8 protein-coding genes are annotated in these 18079 nt (G+C 41.5%); 1 reads left to right on the top strand and 7 read right to left on the bottom strand.

Annotated features, from left to right (window positions below; all coding sequences use genetic code 11):
• Window position 1 precedes the first annotated feature (1 nt).
• On the bottom strand, window positions 2–1192 hold the full coding sequence (locus tag ABTP35_RS04845; protein WP_252080735.1) for a Pycsar system effector family protein: 1191 nt from the start codon (window positions 1190–1192) through the stop codon (window positions 2–4).
• 55 nt (window positions 1193–1247) lie between these two features.
• On the opposite strand from ABTP35_RS04845, the gene ABTP35_RS04840 reads away from it, so the two are divergent.
• Complete coding sequence (locus ABTP35_RS04840; RefSeq protein ID WP_375334470.1) at window positions 1248–4961, top strand: metallophosphoesterase; 3714 nt, start codon at window positions 1248–1250, stop codon at window positions 4959–4961.
• Here the strand turns inward: ABTP35_RS04840 and ABTP35_RS04835 are convergent.
• Genes ABTP35_RS04835 through ABTP35_RS04810 form a run of 6 tightly spaced genes read right to left on the bottom strand, consistent with a single transcriptional unit; the run spans window position 4958 to window position 17944 of the window.
• On the bottom strand, window positions 4958–5815 hold the full coding sequence (locus tag ABTP35_RS04835) for a hypothetical protein (RefSeq protein WP_293298842.1): 858 nt from the start codon (window positions 5813–5815) through the stop codon (window positions 4958–4960). The genes ABTP35_RS04840 and ABTP35_RS04835 overlap by 4 nt on opposite strands.
• On the bottom strand, window positions 5808–6707 hold the full coding sequence (locus ABTP35_RS04830) for a GyrI-like domain-containing protein (RefSeq protein ID WP_293298845.1): 900 nt from the start codon (window positions 6705–6707) through the stop codon (window positions 5808–5810). Before ABTP35_RS04830 ends, ABTP35_RS04835 begins: the two co-directional genes overlap by 8 nt.
• Before the next feature lie 22 nt (window positions 6708–6729).
• On the bottom strand, window positions 6730–8061 hold the full coding sequence (locus ABTP35_RS04825) for a vanadium-dependent haloperoxidase (protein ID WP_293298848.1): 1332 nt from the start codon (window positions 8059–8061) through the stop codon (window positions 6730–6732).
• Between the two features lie 10 nt (window positions 8062–8071).
• On the bottom strand, window positions 8072–11311 hold the full coding sequence (locus tag ABTP35_RS04820) for a VCBS repeat-containing protein (protein ID WP_293298851.1): 3240 nt from the start codon (window positions 11309–11311) through the stop codon (window positions 8072–8074).
• A complete protein-coding gene (locus ABTP35_RS04815; protein WP_293298854.1) occupies window positions 11304–14651 on the bottom strand; it encodes an FG-GAP-like repeat-containing protein in 3348 nt (1115 codons plus the stop codon). The genes ABTP35_RS04820 and ABTP35_RS04815 overlap by 8 nt, the downstream gene beginning before the upstream one ends.
• The gene (locus ABTP35_RS04810; RefSeq protein ID WP_375334469.1) at window positions 14648–17944 is read right to left on the bottom strand and encodes a VCBS repeat-containing protein; all 3297 of its coding nucleotides are present in this window, start codon (window positions 17942–17944) and stop codon (window positions 14648–14650) included. Before ABTP35_RS04810 ends, ABTP35_RS04815 begins: the two co-directional genes overlap by 4 nt.
• Window positions 17945–18079 lie beyond the last annotated feature (135 nt).

The raw sequence follows: 18079 nt of genomic DNA, 5'->3' as shown, positions 1-18079 counted from the left end.
TCTAAAAAATCAATCTGTCCGGTCCAAAAAACCTAAATGCGATTCCAAATGCAAGTACCGATATAATTATGCCCAGCATAAATATGTTGTAGGTTACGCGCAAAATCTTGTATTTTCGATCTAGGACCACGCCCAAGTAGTAGAGGTCTTTGGTGAGAGAGGAGTATACATAGTCCTTATCCTTGATCAATTCTTTTAAAGCCCATTCGTATTCTTGTAGCTCCATTTTATGGAAATTGCCAAAGAACAACAGATTTACCCTTTTTTTCTCAACATCTTCCTTGGTGAACTTGCCCGATGTAATATTCGGCCTAGTGGCCAACACGGAAAGGACCATGGAAATTACACTGAACAAAATCAATATAAACGTTGGGTAGATCATATAGGAGTTGGAAGGATTGTCCAATTTGGTGAACAAATTGGCCAGTACCAAAGAAATTATGATGGCGTTTACAGATAGCAAAATGTTGGCCTTGGTATCTGCAATATCACTGAGTTTTAAGTGGTTGCGAAGGGTTACGCGATATAGTGTTTGTACACTGCGGTCAGGACTTTCACTTTTATATTTGGCCTTTAAGGCCTCTTTCTTGGCGATCTTCTTTTCGTCTTTCTTTTCTTTAAGAAGTTGTTTTAGGTTTTTTTGCTTTCCGTCTTCCCAATTTTCCTTGGCATAATCCGTATAAAAAACATGATTTCGGAACATTTTAATGTTCTTGTCCCTCCATTGCTTGGAGGTATATTTGCCAACACCCAATTCCTCAAGTTCGTCTTTTAAAAAATCGGTGGTCTCCCAATAGCTTCTCTTTGCCAAATGCGAAAAATCCGCGTCACAAATTATGCTCTCCATTAAATTATCGGGCTCTTTGGACATTTTGGTGGCCATGATCAAGGAGCATACTTCCTCTATAGTAGTGTTATCCACGCCGTTATCCGTAAGAAAATCGGTTGCGATCTTACATCCTTTTTCTTCGTGTTCTTCCATTCCGTTCACATGGCCTACATCGTGAAACCATGCCGCAACGAGCAATCTTTCATTTTCTACCTCTCCAAGGTCATAGTAGTTGATCAATTCTTTAGTACTTTTAACAACTCGTTCGGTATGTCGTAAGTTGTGGTACAAGAACTTGGAATCTAGCTTTTCTGTTAATAGATTGGTAACGAAGAGTTTAGTTTTTTCAACAATTTCCGACATATCTTCTGATTGGAGACATCCAAATTACAAAATTTTGGAATCAACCTTGTGAGATATGAAGAAACATTACTTTATAGGCTTATTAATTGTGTTTTTGTATGGCTGTGCAACGTACCAAACCAAATATGCCGAGCCTTTTACCAACAATACCGGGTGGGAAGATAAAGAAGTAGAGCACACTTTTTATCTGATAGGAGATGCAGGGAAGTCTCCCATGGGAGAGCTCAACCCCACCTTAAAAAAAATCAAAGATGTTTTGGACAATGCCGACAAAAATAGCACGGCAATTTTTTTAGGGGACAATATTTACCCGGCAGGTTTTGTGGATAAAGATAAAGATCGAGAAGGATATGAACATTCCAAACATTATTTGGATGCGCAATTGGCTACTTTGGATAATTTTAAGGGAAAAACCTTGTTTATTCCTGGAAACCACGATTGGTACAGCGATGGGCTGAAGGGTCTAAAAAGAGAGGAGGAATACGTGGAGGATGCACTGGACGATAATGAAGCCTTTCAACCGGAGAACGGCTGCCCCATTGAAGATATAGAAATCAACGATGAACTATTGGTAATTGCCATCGATACGGAATGGTACCTGGTCAATTGGGACAAGCACCCAACCATGAATGATGAGTGCGAGATTAAAAACAGGGGCCGGTTCTTTGAGGAGTTTGAAAGTTTGATTAAAAAAAACAGGGATAAAACCATTCTTGTGGCCATGCACCATCCTATGTTCACTTATGGGTCGCACGGTGGTCAATATTCCTTTAAACAAGGTTTGTACCCTAATGGTGGCAAGGTGCCCATGCCCATTTTAGGGTCGGCGATCAATCTTTTGAGAAAAACTTCCGGGGCCACGGCAGAAGATATTACCAACAGGCGCTACAACGAACTGAAAAAACGAATCGTAACCCTCTCTCAATATTCGGACAAGGTGATTTTTGCTTCCGGTCACGAACATACGCTTCAATACATTAAGGAGTTTGGAAAACCACAAATTGTAAGCGGTTCCGGAGCCAAAACAGGAGCCACACGCTTATTGAATGGCAGCAAATTTTCCACCGGAAGAAATGGATATGCCATCCTCAAAGTATTCACGGACGGCTCTTCCAAAGTCGAGTTCTATGGTGCCGATGCAGATAGTCACGAGCTTTTGTTCGAAACCCAAGTCCTACCTCCTGATAGATCTACTAAAAAAGTGGAACTTTCCGATGAGTTCCCAGCATACAAAATGGCTTCGGTGTATTCGGCCGAGGATATAGAAAAAAGTGGGGTTCATAAGTGGCTGTGGGGTGAGCGTTATCGAAAATATTACGCCACACAGGTAAAGGCCCCCACCGTTCGGCTCGATACGCTTTTTGGTGGATTGACTGTGGTCAGGAAAGGAGGGGGGAATCAATCCAATTCGTTGCGTCTTGCCGATAGGCAAGGAAAGGAATATGTAATGCGCGGCCTAAGAAAAAGCGCCGAAAGATATTTGCAGGCCATTGCTTTTCAGGATCAGTATATTATAGGTCAGTTTGAGGATACCTACACAGAAAAGTTGTTGTTGGACCTATATACCGGCGCACACCCATATGCCCCTTTTACCATAGGTAAACTTTCCGATGCCCTGGGAATGTTCCATACCAACCCGAAATTGTATTACGTGCCCAAACAATCTGTTTTGGGGGACTATAACCAAGAATTTGGCGATGAGCTTTATATGATCGAGGAGCATGTGTCCGACGATCACGATAACCTAAAAAGTTTTGGCTATACAAAAAAAATAGAAAGCACATACGACCTCATGGATAAATTACGAGAAGATGAGGAGTATAGTATCGATCACAAAGAATATGTAAAAGCGCGTTTGTTCGATATCCTTGTGGGAGACTGGGACAGGCACGTAGATCAATGGCGTTGGGCTGAGTTTGAGCAGGAAAACGGGAATAAATTATATAAACCCATTCCAAGAGATCGTGATCAAGTGTATTCTCGCTGGGGAGATGGTCTTATCATGAATTTTGGCTCTAGAGCTGTACCGGCACTTCGAATTTTTGAAGGATTTCACGAAAAAGTGCGAAGCGTTAAAGGCTTTACATCCTCACCAAGAACATTTGCTTTGGATATGGCATTATTGTCCGAAGCCGACTTGGATATGTGGATAGAGCAAGCCAAGTTTATCCAAGATAATATCAATGCAGATATTATTGATGATGCCTTTATGGCTTTTCCCGAAGAAGTTAGGGACGAAACACTGACGGAGATCAAGTCAATTTTATTGGCCAGAAAGCAAAACTTGGTCGAGACCGCTAAGGAATATTTTGCCGTGCTCAATAAATACAGTGTGGTGACGGGAACGGATAAAGACGATTATTTTACTATTGTATCCATGCCCAATGGGAATGTCGAGGTACGGGGCTATAGAATAAAAGGTGGAGAGATGACAGACTTGTTTTTCAGCAAGGTCTACAGCCCAGAATATACCAAGGAAATCTGGTTGTATGGTTTGGATGATGATGATGTATTCAATATTAAAACAGCCGACTCCAAAATAAAGATTCGGATTGCAGGAGGACAGAACAACGACACCTATAAAATCTCCGAAGACTCCAAAAGGATATCGGTGTATGATTTTAAAACTAAGAAAAATACTCTAGATGAAGCCTATGCCGGTAGGATCAAATTAGTGAACGATTATGATACCAACACCTATGACTTTTTGAATATAAAAGGGAATAACAACCAAGTGCTCCCGATGATCGGTTTTAATCCGGACGATGGGGTAAAAATTGGACTTACCAACACCTATACCTTTAATGGATTCAGAAAAAATCCATTTACGCAACAACATACTTTTAATGCGTCCTATTTTTTTGCCACCAATGGATTTGATCTAGGGTATAACGGGGAATTTGCCCATGTGTTCAATAAGGTCAACCTGGCATTGGATGCCCGTTTTACAAGCCCTAATTTTACCCTCAATTTTTTTGGTTTTGGCAACGAATCGGTGAACAATGATGATGATGAACCTTTGGGGCTGGACTACAACAGGGTGCGTATCCGAACATTACAGTTTTCACCTGCTTTGGTGTGGCGAGGATTTTATGGATCCAAGGTAAAGCTTGGGATTTCTTATGAAAATATCGAAATAGAGGAGACAGAGGATAGATTTATCAATGAATTCTATATTGCCAACGGAGAGGAAAGCCATTTAAGTTTCTTTGGTGCGGATGCCTCTTACCATTATTCCAATGCGGACAATAATGCTTTCCCGACCATCGGAATGGCATTTAGCCTAGAAGGTGGGTTCAAAACCAATCTGGACGATTCTTCAAGGTCCTTTGGTTACATAAAACCTTCCTTTTCCATGGACCATAAACTTACCGCAGATGGTCGAGTTGTGTTGGCCTCAAAAGTTAACGCACATTTTACCCTTGGGGACGGCTACGAGTTTTATCAAGCAGCAAGTTTAGGGGGCAACAATGGACTTCGTGGTTTCCGTTTCCAAAGATTTACGGGAAAAAAGGCCTATGTTCAAAGTACCGACCTGCGTTATAGTTTTAGGCGTACCAAAACCGGTGTGTTGCCGGTAACGCCGGGTATATATGGTGGTTTCGATTATGGACGGGTATGGTTCCCTGGCGATGAATCCAAAAAATGGCATAATTCCTATGGGGGTGGTTTTATTTTGAACGGTGCCGACGTCCTATCTGCCAACTTTGGACTCTTTAACAGTACGGATGGTGTGCGTTTTGCCTTTGGCCTGGGGTTGGGATTTTAGTCGATATCCAACCTGTATAGTTTACGACCACCATGGTTGTTTTGCTCATCGGCAATAAAAAGTGTGCGGTTATTTACAAAACAGATCGATTCTGTTTGTGTAGGAGTGTTGATGTCTATTATCTTTATGGATGCATTGGTAAAGTTGGGAGCATCAAAATCTGTCAACAGGAATATGTAACCATAGCTTAAAAGTGCGATAGTTTTGCCATCTGGGGAAATATCCGCCCCGGTTACCGAGCAATGATCCTGATCACTGCACAAGAACAGATCACCCAAAAACTCGGCCTTGTAGTCCCCTTCTTTATCCGGTACACGATATATCCATGTTTTTCCGGAGTACGGTCTTGTTCTGTTTTTGGTAAAAATATAGAGGTGGTCATCCAGGTGAAAAAAACCTTCGGTGTCAAAATATAGATTCTCTTTTTTAGGGGGAAACTCTTTCTGCTCAGGGTACTTAAACTCGATTTTTTCTGCGTTGGGCTCTTCTTTGCCCATTTCGTCTTTATGAACCTTGTAAATCACCAGGTTTTTGCGGTCATTTCCATTATTTCCAAAATCCCCGATATAAAGGTTGCCATTGTTGTCCATGGCCAAATCTTCCCAATCCTCATTTTTGGCATGGTCTATTTCCAAAGACTTTTTTATATCACCCTCTTGATCTACCAAATAGACATGGTCTTTGTTGCCGCTATCCTCTATTACCCAGATTTCCCCATCATGGGTAATTTCCATACCCGATACTTCTTTTAGTTTGGATGGAAACTTGCCCATGGGATCCAATTGTGCCAAATAGGACTTTTGTGCACAGGCCTGTAATGCGATCAAAATAAAAGCAAAGACAATTTTATTCATTGGTTTCCTTTATGGGCATAAATACCTCCGTGGTCCATTCCAGTTCGTTTCCTCCCATATTTGGGTTGTTGTAGAAAACTTCCAAAGGCTGTTTCTCGATTGGGATACTATTCTTTTCTGCATAGTCCCAAATGGCATACCATGCTCGGTCGGATGTTATATAATTTCCGTGATAAACTGCTTTAATGGCGTTTTTGCTAAAGATTCGTTTGTACTCAATATCCGGATGGTCGGGCAAACGTTCCGAACGTATGATAGGATTACAAAAGTTATAGGATAGACTATTGTTTTCCAAATCCCAATCCAGTACTTCTACAAAAGGAGGGCCATTGAGCTTTATTTCTTTTTCAATTAGAATGGCGTTCAAAAAATTGTAATTGGCCATCATACCCTTGGCTTTGTCCTCTGGGGTTGTTTTTAGTTGTACACAGGCGCAGAACGAAGAGAAGGTTTCCTCTTCTCCTTCGATAGAAACCGTAAAATTCTTTATATGATCGATCAGGAAATCGTTAAAGTCCAAGAGGAGTTTTCGTGACCCTTTTTCAAAATCGGTGTCGGCAAAGGGAACAGCCAACCTATTGTTCAACGAATTGTGTACATCTTTAATATTTACCTGAACGGCACTTAGCGAATCGTGAATCGGGTCGATCTCCCATTCGTACACATGAGTGGAGTCGTTCACAAAAATGGTCTGCTCAAAGTGGCGGGGGCTCGTGTACCGGATGGGTGACACCGAGTCGAAACCTTGGTTCCAAGCCTTAACAGTTTCGAATATGGTACCGGGTATGGCCTTTGCCTTGAAATTAACTTGATAATCCTGTGGTTTTAAAAAAAGATACCACAGGATCACCCCCACTAAAAGGGCTAAAATAATTGAACTGATCTTCCTCATAACTAAGGAACAAAAATAGGGATTAACCTTTGGTCATATCCAATTTGTCCACTACAAATTTTCCAAGATCTCTACCCTGCTTAATGCCTACAACAATGGCTGCACGGTAATGGATACCACCGTACATTCTGCTCAATGCAGCCTCATCAGCTGCTTGATTAAACGAGGTAAACGATCGAACAGGCAGTCCGTAGGCTACTTCGGTATCGTCATCAAAAGCAAAATCGTCACCAAAAATATCGGTTAAGGCAACGGCCGCAGCACCGGAAACTACACTGTGTCCGCTGGTGTATTCGGGAAATGGGGGAGTTTGTAGAACGGGCTCCCAACTATCGTCAATATACTCGTTAATTACGGTTTCCGGACGGATAAGATTACTTCTGTATTTCTCGTCCCAACAACTAATAAAGGCATCTGCGATCGCAATAGATGTTTTTGTATAGGCATAAACGGTTTTGGCAAAGTCGGCATTTGTTTTTCTGGAAGCAATTTTGGATATGCCGATCCAATGCGCTCCAGGTGTAATTTTTTTTGTTGCGAACATTAGGTGTCCCCGGGTTACCGAAACATAAGGGTTGCAATCCCAAAATTGTGCAATGGCAATTTCTTCGGATTTATCACCTTTTCCGATCATACTTTTACGTACTTCATAAACTTCCATCACCTCTTTGTAAAAATCGGAGTCTTTTTCCATTGAAAATTCTGGAGGAGGTATAGGTTTAAATTGTTGAGCTGAATCTATGGCAAAGGGACGTATTTTCTCCCAATGTGGTTCAATACCGTTCATGTAGGCCGGGGGGGTGGGCTGCCATCTGGAGGGGTCCTCTGAATCCACTGAAAACTTGGGCATGGTACGGGTTTCCTTGTAATTGTCCTTATCCATCCATTCGCCGATAAAATTGGCTACTTGCAGGCCGTATTGCTTGGAAGCCATAAAAACAGGTTCATTTTTTTCTGTCCAAATAGTATAAAGGCTGTCTCGGAAACTTTCAATCCTTTCCTCGGAAAAGATAAGTCTCTTGTTCAAATTCATGTGGGCCACCAAGGCTGCCATTTCGTAATTGATGTTCTCTTCGTTTTCGGGTTTTGGAATGCTTTCCAGACCGGTAACCTGCCCCGCCAAGGAATTATATGAATCATTTTTTAGGGCCACGATTTCGTAAGCGGCAATATTCGGGTAGGCAAAAATCCTACTGGCAACAGGAGGAGAGAAAATATCATGAATCATGACCTCGATGACTTTGTCCACGGAAGCATGGAACTCCTCTGGAGAAATTTCAATAGGTTCCTGTTTTTTTTGGCATGATGCCAGAACCAATACCAATGCTGTGAATATGCTTATTCTTTTTTTCATGGCCTTTTGCTTATTTGTTGATTTTATAGACTTGTAGTTTATCGTTGTTGAATACTGCCAACAGATATTTTTGGTTGTTTATACTAATAGTTTGAAGGTGTCGAATGGATTTTTTGGTGAAATCCAAGCCCAACTGATTGCCCATTATAATTTCGTTCTCACTTTTTAGTAGGGCGCCAGGGAAAGAATCCAGTCTGCCGTGATATGGTTTTACACCAAAATAATTGCCACCGACCAAAACTTCGGATGTGCCGTCACCATCAAAATCGTCTACCAGAAAAGACATTATTGGTGCCACTTGAAGTTGGTTGGCAAAGGGAACAAAAACAAAATTCCCGTCTTCATTTCTCAGATATCCCGATTTTAGCGTGCTCACTTCTAATATGGCGGCTTCCTCCAATGCTTCCTTGCCAAATATGTCTTCCATGGTTTGCCCGGCAAAAGAAGCATAGGTAGTATATTTCTTTTTAAGAAAGACCATTTGAGATGCCAGTCCATCCAAAGTCTCCAAAGGGTAATAGTTGCCATTTTTTTGCATTGCCGTAACCGTTTCGGTCTGGCCATTCTTGTCAAAATCGTTAAAAAACAATTTCATGGGATACTTGGACGAAGCTTTAAATTTAGAGTTGGTGCCCCAATTGCCAAGCAGATAATCCATATCTCCATCTGCATCGATGTCAAATGCTTCAATAGTTTGCCAAAGCCCGGAAAGATTTTCCTGTTTTATTTCTGTGAACGTGCCGTTTTGGTTTTTCAAGAATTTAGGGGACATCCATTCTCCAACAATTATAAGGTCGGTTATGTTGTCTCCGTCGAAGTCACTCCATATGGCATCGGTCACCATTCCTTTGGAATGGGTTTCAAAGGAAGTGTTCACCGTAAAAATGCCGTTTTCATTTTCGAGCAAGTAGGAACTGGCTGGCGCTCCGAATTTCGCTGTAATTGTATGTCCACCTATGAAAACATCCAGATCACCGTCCCCATCGAAATCAAAAGGACGGACAACGGATGAATTTTGATATTTTTCCGGCAAGGTGATCAATGTAAAAACCGTGTCCTTTTTCTGGTAATATGCATCCAACAACGGACTTGCTTTTCCGAAAAAATCCCCACCACCGGAACTTACGATTAAATCGTTCTCACCATCATTGTTAAAATCGGCAATCGCGGCCGAAATATTTTCTTGAATGGAATCTTTTTGGAGATCGGCAAACTTTTGATCTATAAAGGAGGTGTCTTTTTGAATATAAATTTTTGCGGATTTATACTTGGATCCACCTAGGAAAATATCTTGCTTGCCATCACCGTTAAGATCTCCAATCGCCATGGCCGGACCCCGATCGGAGATTTGGTAAGGAATCAGCTTTTCCCTATTAAAGTCCGTATAGTTGTCTTCCACGTGGTAATAATCCAATCCCAAAGTGTTGGCTACAGGTTCAAATAATTGTTTTACCGGCTTATGCAACGATCTATAGTCGAAAGGCCTGGTATTTTCTGGTTTGATGGTTATGGTTTGGTTGGCAGCTACATCCGGCAGAACTTGATAGGTTTTGTTCGGCCAAATAATTTTTATGGAGTCGATTTGCTCTTCATTTTTGTAACCAAAATGAATCATGGGCTCCGAAGATGCCTGAAACCCACGGGTCGGGAAAAGTTCTTTGAACTGAAGTCCGTTCTTGGAATAGGAATATACCTTGGTCCCGATTCCAAAAGTATTGTTTTTGGTGTAATCGAACCTTAGTTTTATATAATTGCCCTTGCCGTTGGTTTTATTGATGTAAAGGGAGGCGGGTTGATTAATGTTGTTCGTTACCAAATCCAGGTCACCATCACCATCGAGGTCTGCCACGGCAGTTGCTCCGGAAATTAAGGTGTCTTTGTTGATCCATTTGTCCGACATGTCGTCGAATAACAGGTCTTTACCTCCTTTGAACACATAATTGTGAACATTTCCCGAAGGCATTAAAGCTAAGGCTTGCTGGTCCACTAACTTGGTATTGTCCATTTTGCCCTGGATCTGTTCACTGGAGACAAACTTGATAAAGTCGAGGTCGTTGGGCCTTTTGGGAATCCCGTTGGAAATAAATACATCCTGCTGGCCATCTAGGTTATAATCACCAAAAAGGGCGCTCCAGCTCCAGTCGGTCGCTGCAATGCCGCTCATTAAGGCCGTTTCCATAAAATTGCCGTCAGGTTGGTTAACGAACAACATATTTCTGGTAAACTGGTAATGATACCCGAAGCGTTCTATTCGCATTTTTTGGGTTTGTATATTATCATCCCCTTCGGAGGATTTTAGGGCCACTTCGTCTTCTGGCAACATATCCAAAGAAAGTAAATCCGGCCTACCATCGTTGTTGATATCGGCTACATCGCTCCCCATGGAAAACCTTGAAGTGTGACCAAAGTATTTTTTTAGGCTCTCGGTAAAGGTGCCATCTCCATTGTTGAGGTAATAGTAGTCATCCTCATGAAAATCGTTGCCTACATAAATATCGGGATATCCATCTTGATTAAAGTCAGCAATGGCCAATCCAAGGCCATAACCGTTGATTCCTCCGTAGATTCCTGCTTCTTCGCTTACGTCGGTAAAAGTTCCATTGTCGTTTCGTAAAAGTTTGTCGCCTGTTTCGTAACGGCGTTCGTACCTTAGATCAAAACGACCAAAAGAGTTTTGGGTGTGCACGGCATGGTTAAGGAGGTAGAGGTCCAGGTCGCCATCCAGGTCATAATCGAAAAAAGCTGCATTGGAACTGTAGGAATCGAAGTCCAGTCCGTATTTGGCCGCACTTTCGGTAAATGTATTGTCCCCATTATTAATGTACAGCTCGTTAAAACCGTTAAATCCATTGATGCCGACCACGGCACATACATAAATGTCCAGAAACCCGTCCCCGTTCACATCGGCCATGGTAGTCCCGGTATTCCAAGAACTGTTGCCTTGTACTCCCGCACTGACGGAAATATCTTCGAACTTAAGGTCGCCCTTGTTCAGGTATAGTTTGTTTTTCACCTGATTTCCAGTAAAAAAAATATCGGGCAGACCGTCGTTGTTTATATCTCCGACGGATACGCCTCCTCCATTATAAAAATAGAGGTAGTCCAAAATGCTCAGGTCGTTGGTAGGGGTCAGGGCATTGGTAAATGTTACCCCGGTTTTATGTGCCTCCGGGTTGTTAAAAAGGCTGCCCTCTTTTTTGCAAGAACCCAGAACAACCAAAATAAACAATATGGATATAAGCCTATTCATTTACAGCAAAGATCTTAGGTTTGTTGTTGTTTATGGCGGCAATCACATAAATTTTACCGTTTTTATCTTTGAACTGTTTAAGATATTTAACTTCTTCCCTGATCTTAAAACCACTGGTCTCATAATCTTGCCAATCAAAGTTTAGATTTCCGTCCCCCAGCAATAGGTTGCCTTGACTGGCATCCAATCGAGAGAATTGGGGTTTAAATTCGTAGTTGTTCCCTGCCATAATCAAATCTAAATTGCCATCATTGTTGACATCGGTACACATAATATCACAAACACAGGATAGTTGTACTCGCGGTGGCAGCTTTTTTATAGTGAATTTGCCCCCACCTTCGTTAATTGCGATCACAGAGGCTGAAGTTTCTACTCTTTTTACAATCGATTTATCCATGATCTCTTTAGGGAAAAGTTGATGAATGGTCCTTTGTGCATAGTCCGACGCCTTTAGGTTTTGTTTTTTTAGTGAAGGTAGTTGGTCGGTAAGTTCTCTTTTTTGATGAATTGGATAGTCCCCACCATTTTCTTGGATCGTCATAATCTGTTCAATGGTACCATTGTTATCGTAATCGTTGATGTATAATTTCATTGGCGAATACTCGGTTGGTTTGTAATGCAGGTTCAGACCCTGATTGCCCAAAATAAGATCTTGGTCTCCATCTCCATCTAGATCGGCCGTTTCCACGGTGTTCCACCATCCGTACAAACTGTCCAAAGAGGTGGTCATTTTAGTCAATCTTCGACCTGTGTTTTTATAGATTTTCGGGGTGTCCCATTCGGCGGTTACGATTAGGTCTTTTTTGCCATCTCCATCTAGATCTTCCCATTTGGAGTCGGTAACCATTCCGGCATTTTTTAGGTCGTACCCCAAACGTTCCGTAACATTGTTAAAAGTGCCATCTCCCATGTTTTCGAGAAGCAGGTGGTCTGGAGAGATGCCGTATACTCCAACAACACTTCGAGACCCAATAAAAATATCCACATCTCCATCGTTGTCGTAATCGTAAGTAGAAATTGTGGAAATATTTTTAAATGTGGAGGGTAGTTCGTTCTTGGATTTTGAAAAATTTCCTTTTCCATCGTTTACATATAGCCGTGCCTTATAAGTGCGCTCCATACTGACTACGTTGCCTCCTGAGCCAACCACTAGGTCGAGGTCTCCATCTCCATCTGCATCAAAAAATGATGCGGCCACATCCTCGAACTCCCGGTCTTCTTCAAAAGCGGTTGCCTTTTTGGCCGTAAGCTTGCCGTTTCCTTGATGAATGTACAAGGTGCCCGGCTGCCCTTTGGCGCCGCCGATATAAAAATCTTCGTTGCCATCGCCATTAACATCGGCAACGGCCAGTGATGGACCTTCTTGGGATACTTTGTGGGAGATCAATCCTTCGTAGTCAAAGTCGTTGTAATTATCTTCCTTGTGTGCCTTGACCGCATCGGAACTTAATTTCTTGAGAAAAGATTTTACAGCTTTATTTTTCGGAAGACTATAGATTTCCATTGCATTGGTATAATCCACGGTCAATACTTGATTTGCTTCCGTATTTTCAAATTTTTGGGTCTGGTTGTCCGGCCAAATAACCCTAATGGAATCCAGAGCTTCGGTCTTTCCAAGACCAAAGGTCATATCGTACTGTACCGAGGACTGAAAGCCTCTGGAAGGAATTAATTCCTGGTTAATTATATTTCCATCAAAATAGATTTTGGCCAAAGTTCCAATGCCAAAGGGGTTATTTTTTGGTCCCTTAAACTTTAGTTGGATGTAGTTATGGGCCAATTGAGAATCGGTATTGTTTTTATAGACAAAGGCCGGAGTGTTTACATTATTTATGACCAGGTCCAAATCCCCATCGTTGTCCAAATCTGCATATGCGGCCCCATTGGAGCGGGAGGGAAGATCAAATCCCCAATCTTTGTTTGCGTTTTTAAAGGTAATGTCCCCATTGTTTTTGTACGCATAGTTGGGCTGCGGTTTTATGGGCATTCTACTTATGATGGAATCAATCGACTCTTTTTTGCCCGTAAGTGCCATTTTTTGAACGATTTCGTTGGCAAAAAAGTCCACAAAGTCCAAATCGGTAAGATCATGATTAATACCGTTGGTTATAAATATATCTTTGAGGCCATCATTGTCCATATCGAACATAAGACCGGCCCAGCTCCAATCCGTGGCATCTACTCCGCTGTAGTACGCCACTTCCGAGAACGTGCCGTTTCCGTTGTTCAATTGTAAGGTGTTTTGAATGTATTGTTGTCCAAAATCCTTACTTTTCTTTAAATCAAAAATATTGTACCCTTCAAACTCCATAACGGATTTTACCCGAGACTCTTCCTCTGGTAGCATGTCCGTAATAAAAATATCGTTGAGACCGTCGTTATTAATGTCGGCTACATCGATACCCATTGCGGAAAGGCTTAAATGTGACGTCCAATCTTTGATCTCTTCCGAAAATGTCCCGTTTTTTTGATTAATATAGAGGTAGTCTCTCTCATAAAAGTCGTTGGATACATAAATATCGGGGTACATGTCGCCGTTGAAATCGGTGACCATTACACCAAGGCCAAAACCGATCAAGCTACCGTAGATGCCTGCCTCTTCGCTTACATCTACGAATTTTCCGTTATCGTTCCTCAACAACATATCACCAACTCCTTTAAAAATGTCCGGAACACCTTCCCAATCCTGGGCCCTGACTTCGCGTTGCTCGGCATACCCTAAACTACTCACTGGGATATTGCTATTGTTCAAAATATAGGCATCCAAATCACCATCCTTGTCATAATCAAAAAAGGAAGCGTGTGTGGTGAAGCCCGTTTTGGCAAGATTGTACTCTTCTGCTTTTTCGGTAAACGTTAGATCCCCGTTATTGATGTAGAGGTCGTTGTCGTGGTTATTGCCTTCCATATTCCCTGCGTTGCAGACATAAATATCCATTAACCCATCGTTGTTTATGTCCACCATTACCACTCCGGTGGACCAGGGTTTATTGCCTAAAACACCAGCTTTTTCCGAGATGTCCTCAAACTGCATGTTGCCCTTGTTCAGGTAAAGTCTGTTGGACACCATGTTGCCGGTTAGGTAAATATCCTGTAGGCCATCGTTGTTTATATCCCCAATGGCCACACCTCCACCATTATAAAAATTCCGATACTTGAAAATATTGAAGTTCTTCTGGTTTTCTACTTTGTTGATAAAGGAGATACCTGTTTCCTCGGGTTCCAAAAGAGTAAATAAGGTTTCTATCTTTTGTTCTTCTTGGGGACTGTCATTCTTTTTGTTGTTACAAGATACCAGACCCAATATAAATATAATCGCAGTTGTATATTTTAGTTTCATCTATCGCTATTTTTGACCAAAAAAATGGGAGCTTCATTGTTCATCGTAATGATGAATCCAGTGTTTCCGTTTCTATTAATTCTTTTAATTTTTCTGGCAGCACCGGAAATGCCCAGACTTTGCTTCCAGGTTATATTGCCCTGCTCATTGTTCGTCAATAAAAACCCGTGCGAAGCATCCAATCTACCAAGTTGGGTGCTTATCTCAAAATTATTGCCGACCATTAATATTTCATTAATCTTTTCTTTATTGTTTTTTGCCAAGTGGATATCGTTCACGGAGGAAGATTGGACCAGTCGTGGCAGGGGCTTCAACGTAAAGCTGTTGTTGCCATCATTTTCAAAATAGGAGGTACCCAGCATGTACACCTGTCTTTTTGTTGCTTGCTGTAACTTTTCTTCACCGAACAGCTCTTCCAAAGAGGCCTTTGCAAAATCTTTATAGAAAAGGAATTTTTTGTTTAAAAATGGCATTTGTTTGGAGAGTTCGTCCTTGGATGCAAAAGCTGTTTCTCGATCACCATGGTAATGTGTTACCACGGTTTCTATGGAGCCGTTGTTATCAAAATCGTTTATGTACAGTGTGATGGGTTTGCTGACCGATGCCGAAAATTTGGTGTTCAATCCCCAATTACCTGCAAGGATGTCCAAATCACCATCATTGTCCATATCGCCGAGTTCAATGCAGTTCCACCAACCGTTCGTATGGGCAAGGCCGTTATTTGCTTGGGGCAAAAGTTGCTTGCCATTGTTCAGGTATATGCTTATCGGAATCCAGTGGCCTGCCACAATAAGGTCTGGGAAGCCGTTTTTGTCGATGTCCTTCCAGGCAAAATCTTTTATGTTGCCCAAAGATGACAAGTTGGGTGCAAACTCGGTGGTGATATTCCTAAAATTGCCTTTGCCGTCATTTTCCAAAAGAAATTGATTGCTTTTTGTACCAAATTTTGTCGGTACTGCATTTGAGGCGATGAAAAGGTCTAGATCCCCATCGTTATCAAAGTCCACGGCATCTATTTTAGATGCATTTATTTCAATTTCATTGAATGTGTTATCCTCTTTGGAGAATTGGCCCTTTATGTTCCGGTACAACCTTGGTTGAAGTGGCTTGCCATTGGTAAATTCGTTGCCTCCGCTAACAACGATCAGGTCTAGGTCTCCGTCAGCATCAATGTCGGCAAATACTTGGTCAATATCTTCGTTGATGGCATCTTTTTCGAAAAGCTCCGGTTGGTGTTCATAGAAGTTGCCTGTTTTATCCTGTAGATATAATTTTGATGCTTGTTTTTTCCCCCCACATATAAAAAGATCGTCCAAACCATCGTTATTTATGTCGGCCACCGCCGTGGACGGACCTTCGTTGGAGTAGGCAAAGGGTGTGAGCGGGTTCCGGTCAAAATCCAGACTAGGGTATTCTTTGTGCTTAAAATTTAGTTGAGTGGGAGAGGATATATAATCCGATGTGCCCTTGGTTTCTGTATTTTTATAATAGTTGCCTGATGCATTGGCATACGAAACCTTCAGCACTTGGTTGGCATCGACTTTGTGCAATGTTTGGAACTTGCCTTTGGGCCATACAATTTGAATGGAATCGATTATTGTATCGTTTCCGATACCAAAATTTAGGCTATTGTCCTTTGCGGACATAAACCCGCGAGTGGCAATATTTTCTTGAACGGATATCCTATTTTTGTTGTGCAAAATTACCTTTGCACCAATACCGAAGGTATTTTTGTTGCTCCCCTTAAATTTGATTTTAAGATAGTTCCCGTTTTTCAGGGTGTTTTCCATCATAAAGGCTTCTTGGTTAACGTTGTTTACGATAATTTCCAAGTCACCATCGTTATCCAAATCTGCATACACACATCCGTTACTGTAAGAGGGTGAGGCAGGACTCCAAAGTTCGGTTACATTTTTAAAATTGGCGCTTCCTCCATTTTTAAAAAAATAGTTTTGAACCTTCTTTTTGGGCAAACGGTCTATAAGTTTCATGTCCTTGTCGGACAGGCCTTTTTCTATATTCTGTTGGATCTCTTTATTGGATATGTAATTTATATAATCCATATCGTTGGTTACGCCCTGTATGCCGTTGGATATAAAAAGGTCTTTATGTCCGTCGTTATCATAATCCGCAAATAGGGCTCCCCAAGACCATTCTGTGGCATCTATGCCACTTAAATTGGCTATTTCCCCGAAATTTTCACCATCCAGATTTAAATGAAGTGTATTCTGCATAAACTGTGGTGCAAATCCATTTTTTAAATATTGTTGATAAACTGGGTAGGGGTGTTCCAGTCCGGATGTTTTATAGGTTTCCAAGTCCTCGGGCAACATGTCCAAGGAAAGGATATCGGCAAGTCCATCGTTGTTCACATCGGCAATGTCATTTCCCATGGAAAAGTGGGTGGTATGCCCCAATTTTGTATTGTCTGCAGAAATAATTTCTTTAAACGTGCCGTTTTTTTGATTGATGTAGAGATAATCGTTCTCAAAAAAATCGTTGCCGATATAAATATCCGGAAAACCATCATTGTTGATATCGCTTACTGCAAGTCCCAGGCCGTAACCTATGGTGCCTTGAAAAATCCCAGCTTCTTTTGATACGTTCACAAATTTGCCATCATCATTTCTAAACAGGACATCCCCGGACATGGAATCCACAATTTTACGTTTATTGCCTTTGCCGTAGGATCGATTGGGGTTTACGGAATGATTCATTAAGTACATGTCCAGATCACCATCTAGATCATAATCGAAAAATGCAGCTTGGGTGGAATACCCTATAAAATCCAGGCCATATTCCTTGGATCTTTCTTTAAAGGTTGGAATGCCATTTTCGTTATTTCCTTGATTTATGAAGAGTAAGTTTTGACCTCGGATAATCCCGTGATCGCCCACCTTGCAAATGTAAAGGTCCAAAAGGCCATCGTTGTTAATGTCGGCATGGGTTACCCCTGTGGTCCATCCGGTCTCATTGCCGAGATTGGATTCTTGGGTGACATCTTTAAAAGCAAGGTTGCCTTTATTTAAGTATAATTTGTCCTGGCCTTGATTAGAGGTGAAGTAAAGATCGACCAGACCGTCTCCGTTAAAATCGCCGGCAGCTACACCTGCGCCATTGTAAAAATAAAGGTAGTTCAATATGTTGAGGTCCGGTGTCTGTGTAAGGGTATTGGTGAACTTTATTCCTGTATGGCTCGATTTTTTTAGTAAAAAAAGAGTGTCGTCCTTATCTCTACCACAACTTAACACGGTAAGTACAATGCCTATAATGATATAGAATGGTCCTTTCATTTCTTTTCGGTAGCAAAGGGGTAAATTAACTAATTCATGGCCAAGAAACAGCACGCTATCGATTAATCTTTTTCTAAAGAACGATTAATAATTGATTAATAGTAGTGCTAAAAAAAAGAAAAGACCACCGAGCGG

This window comes from Flagellimonas alginilytica, assembly GCF_042134605.1.
In the GTDB taxonomy this organism is placed as follows: Bacteria; Bacteroidota; Bacteroidia; order Flavobacteriales; family Flavobacteriaceae; genus Flagellimonas; species Flagellimonas alginolytica.
This window is presented reverse-complemented; position numbering and strand designations above follow the sequence as displayed.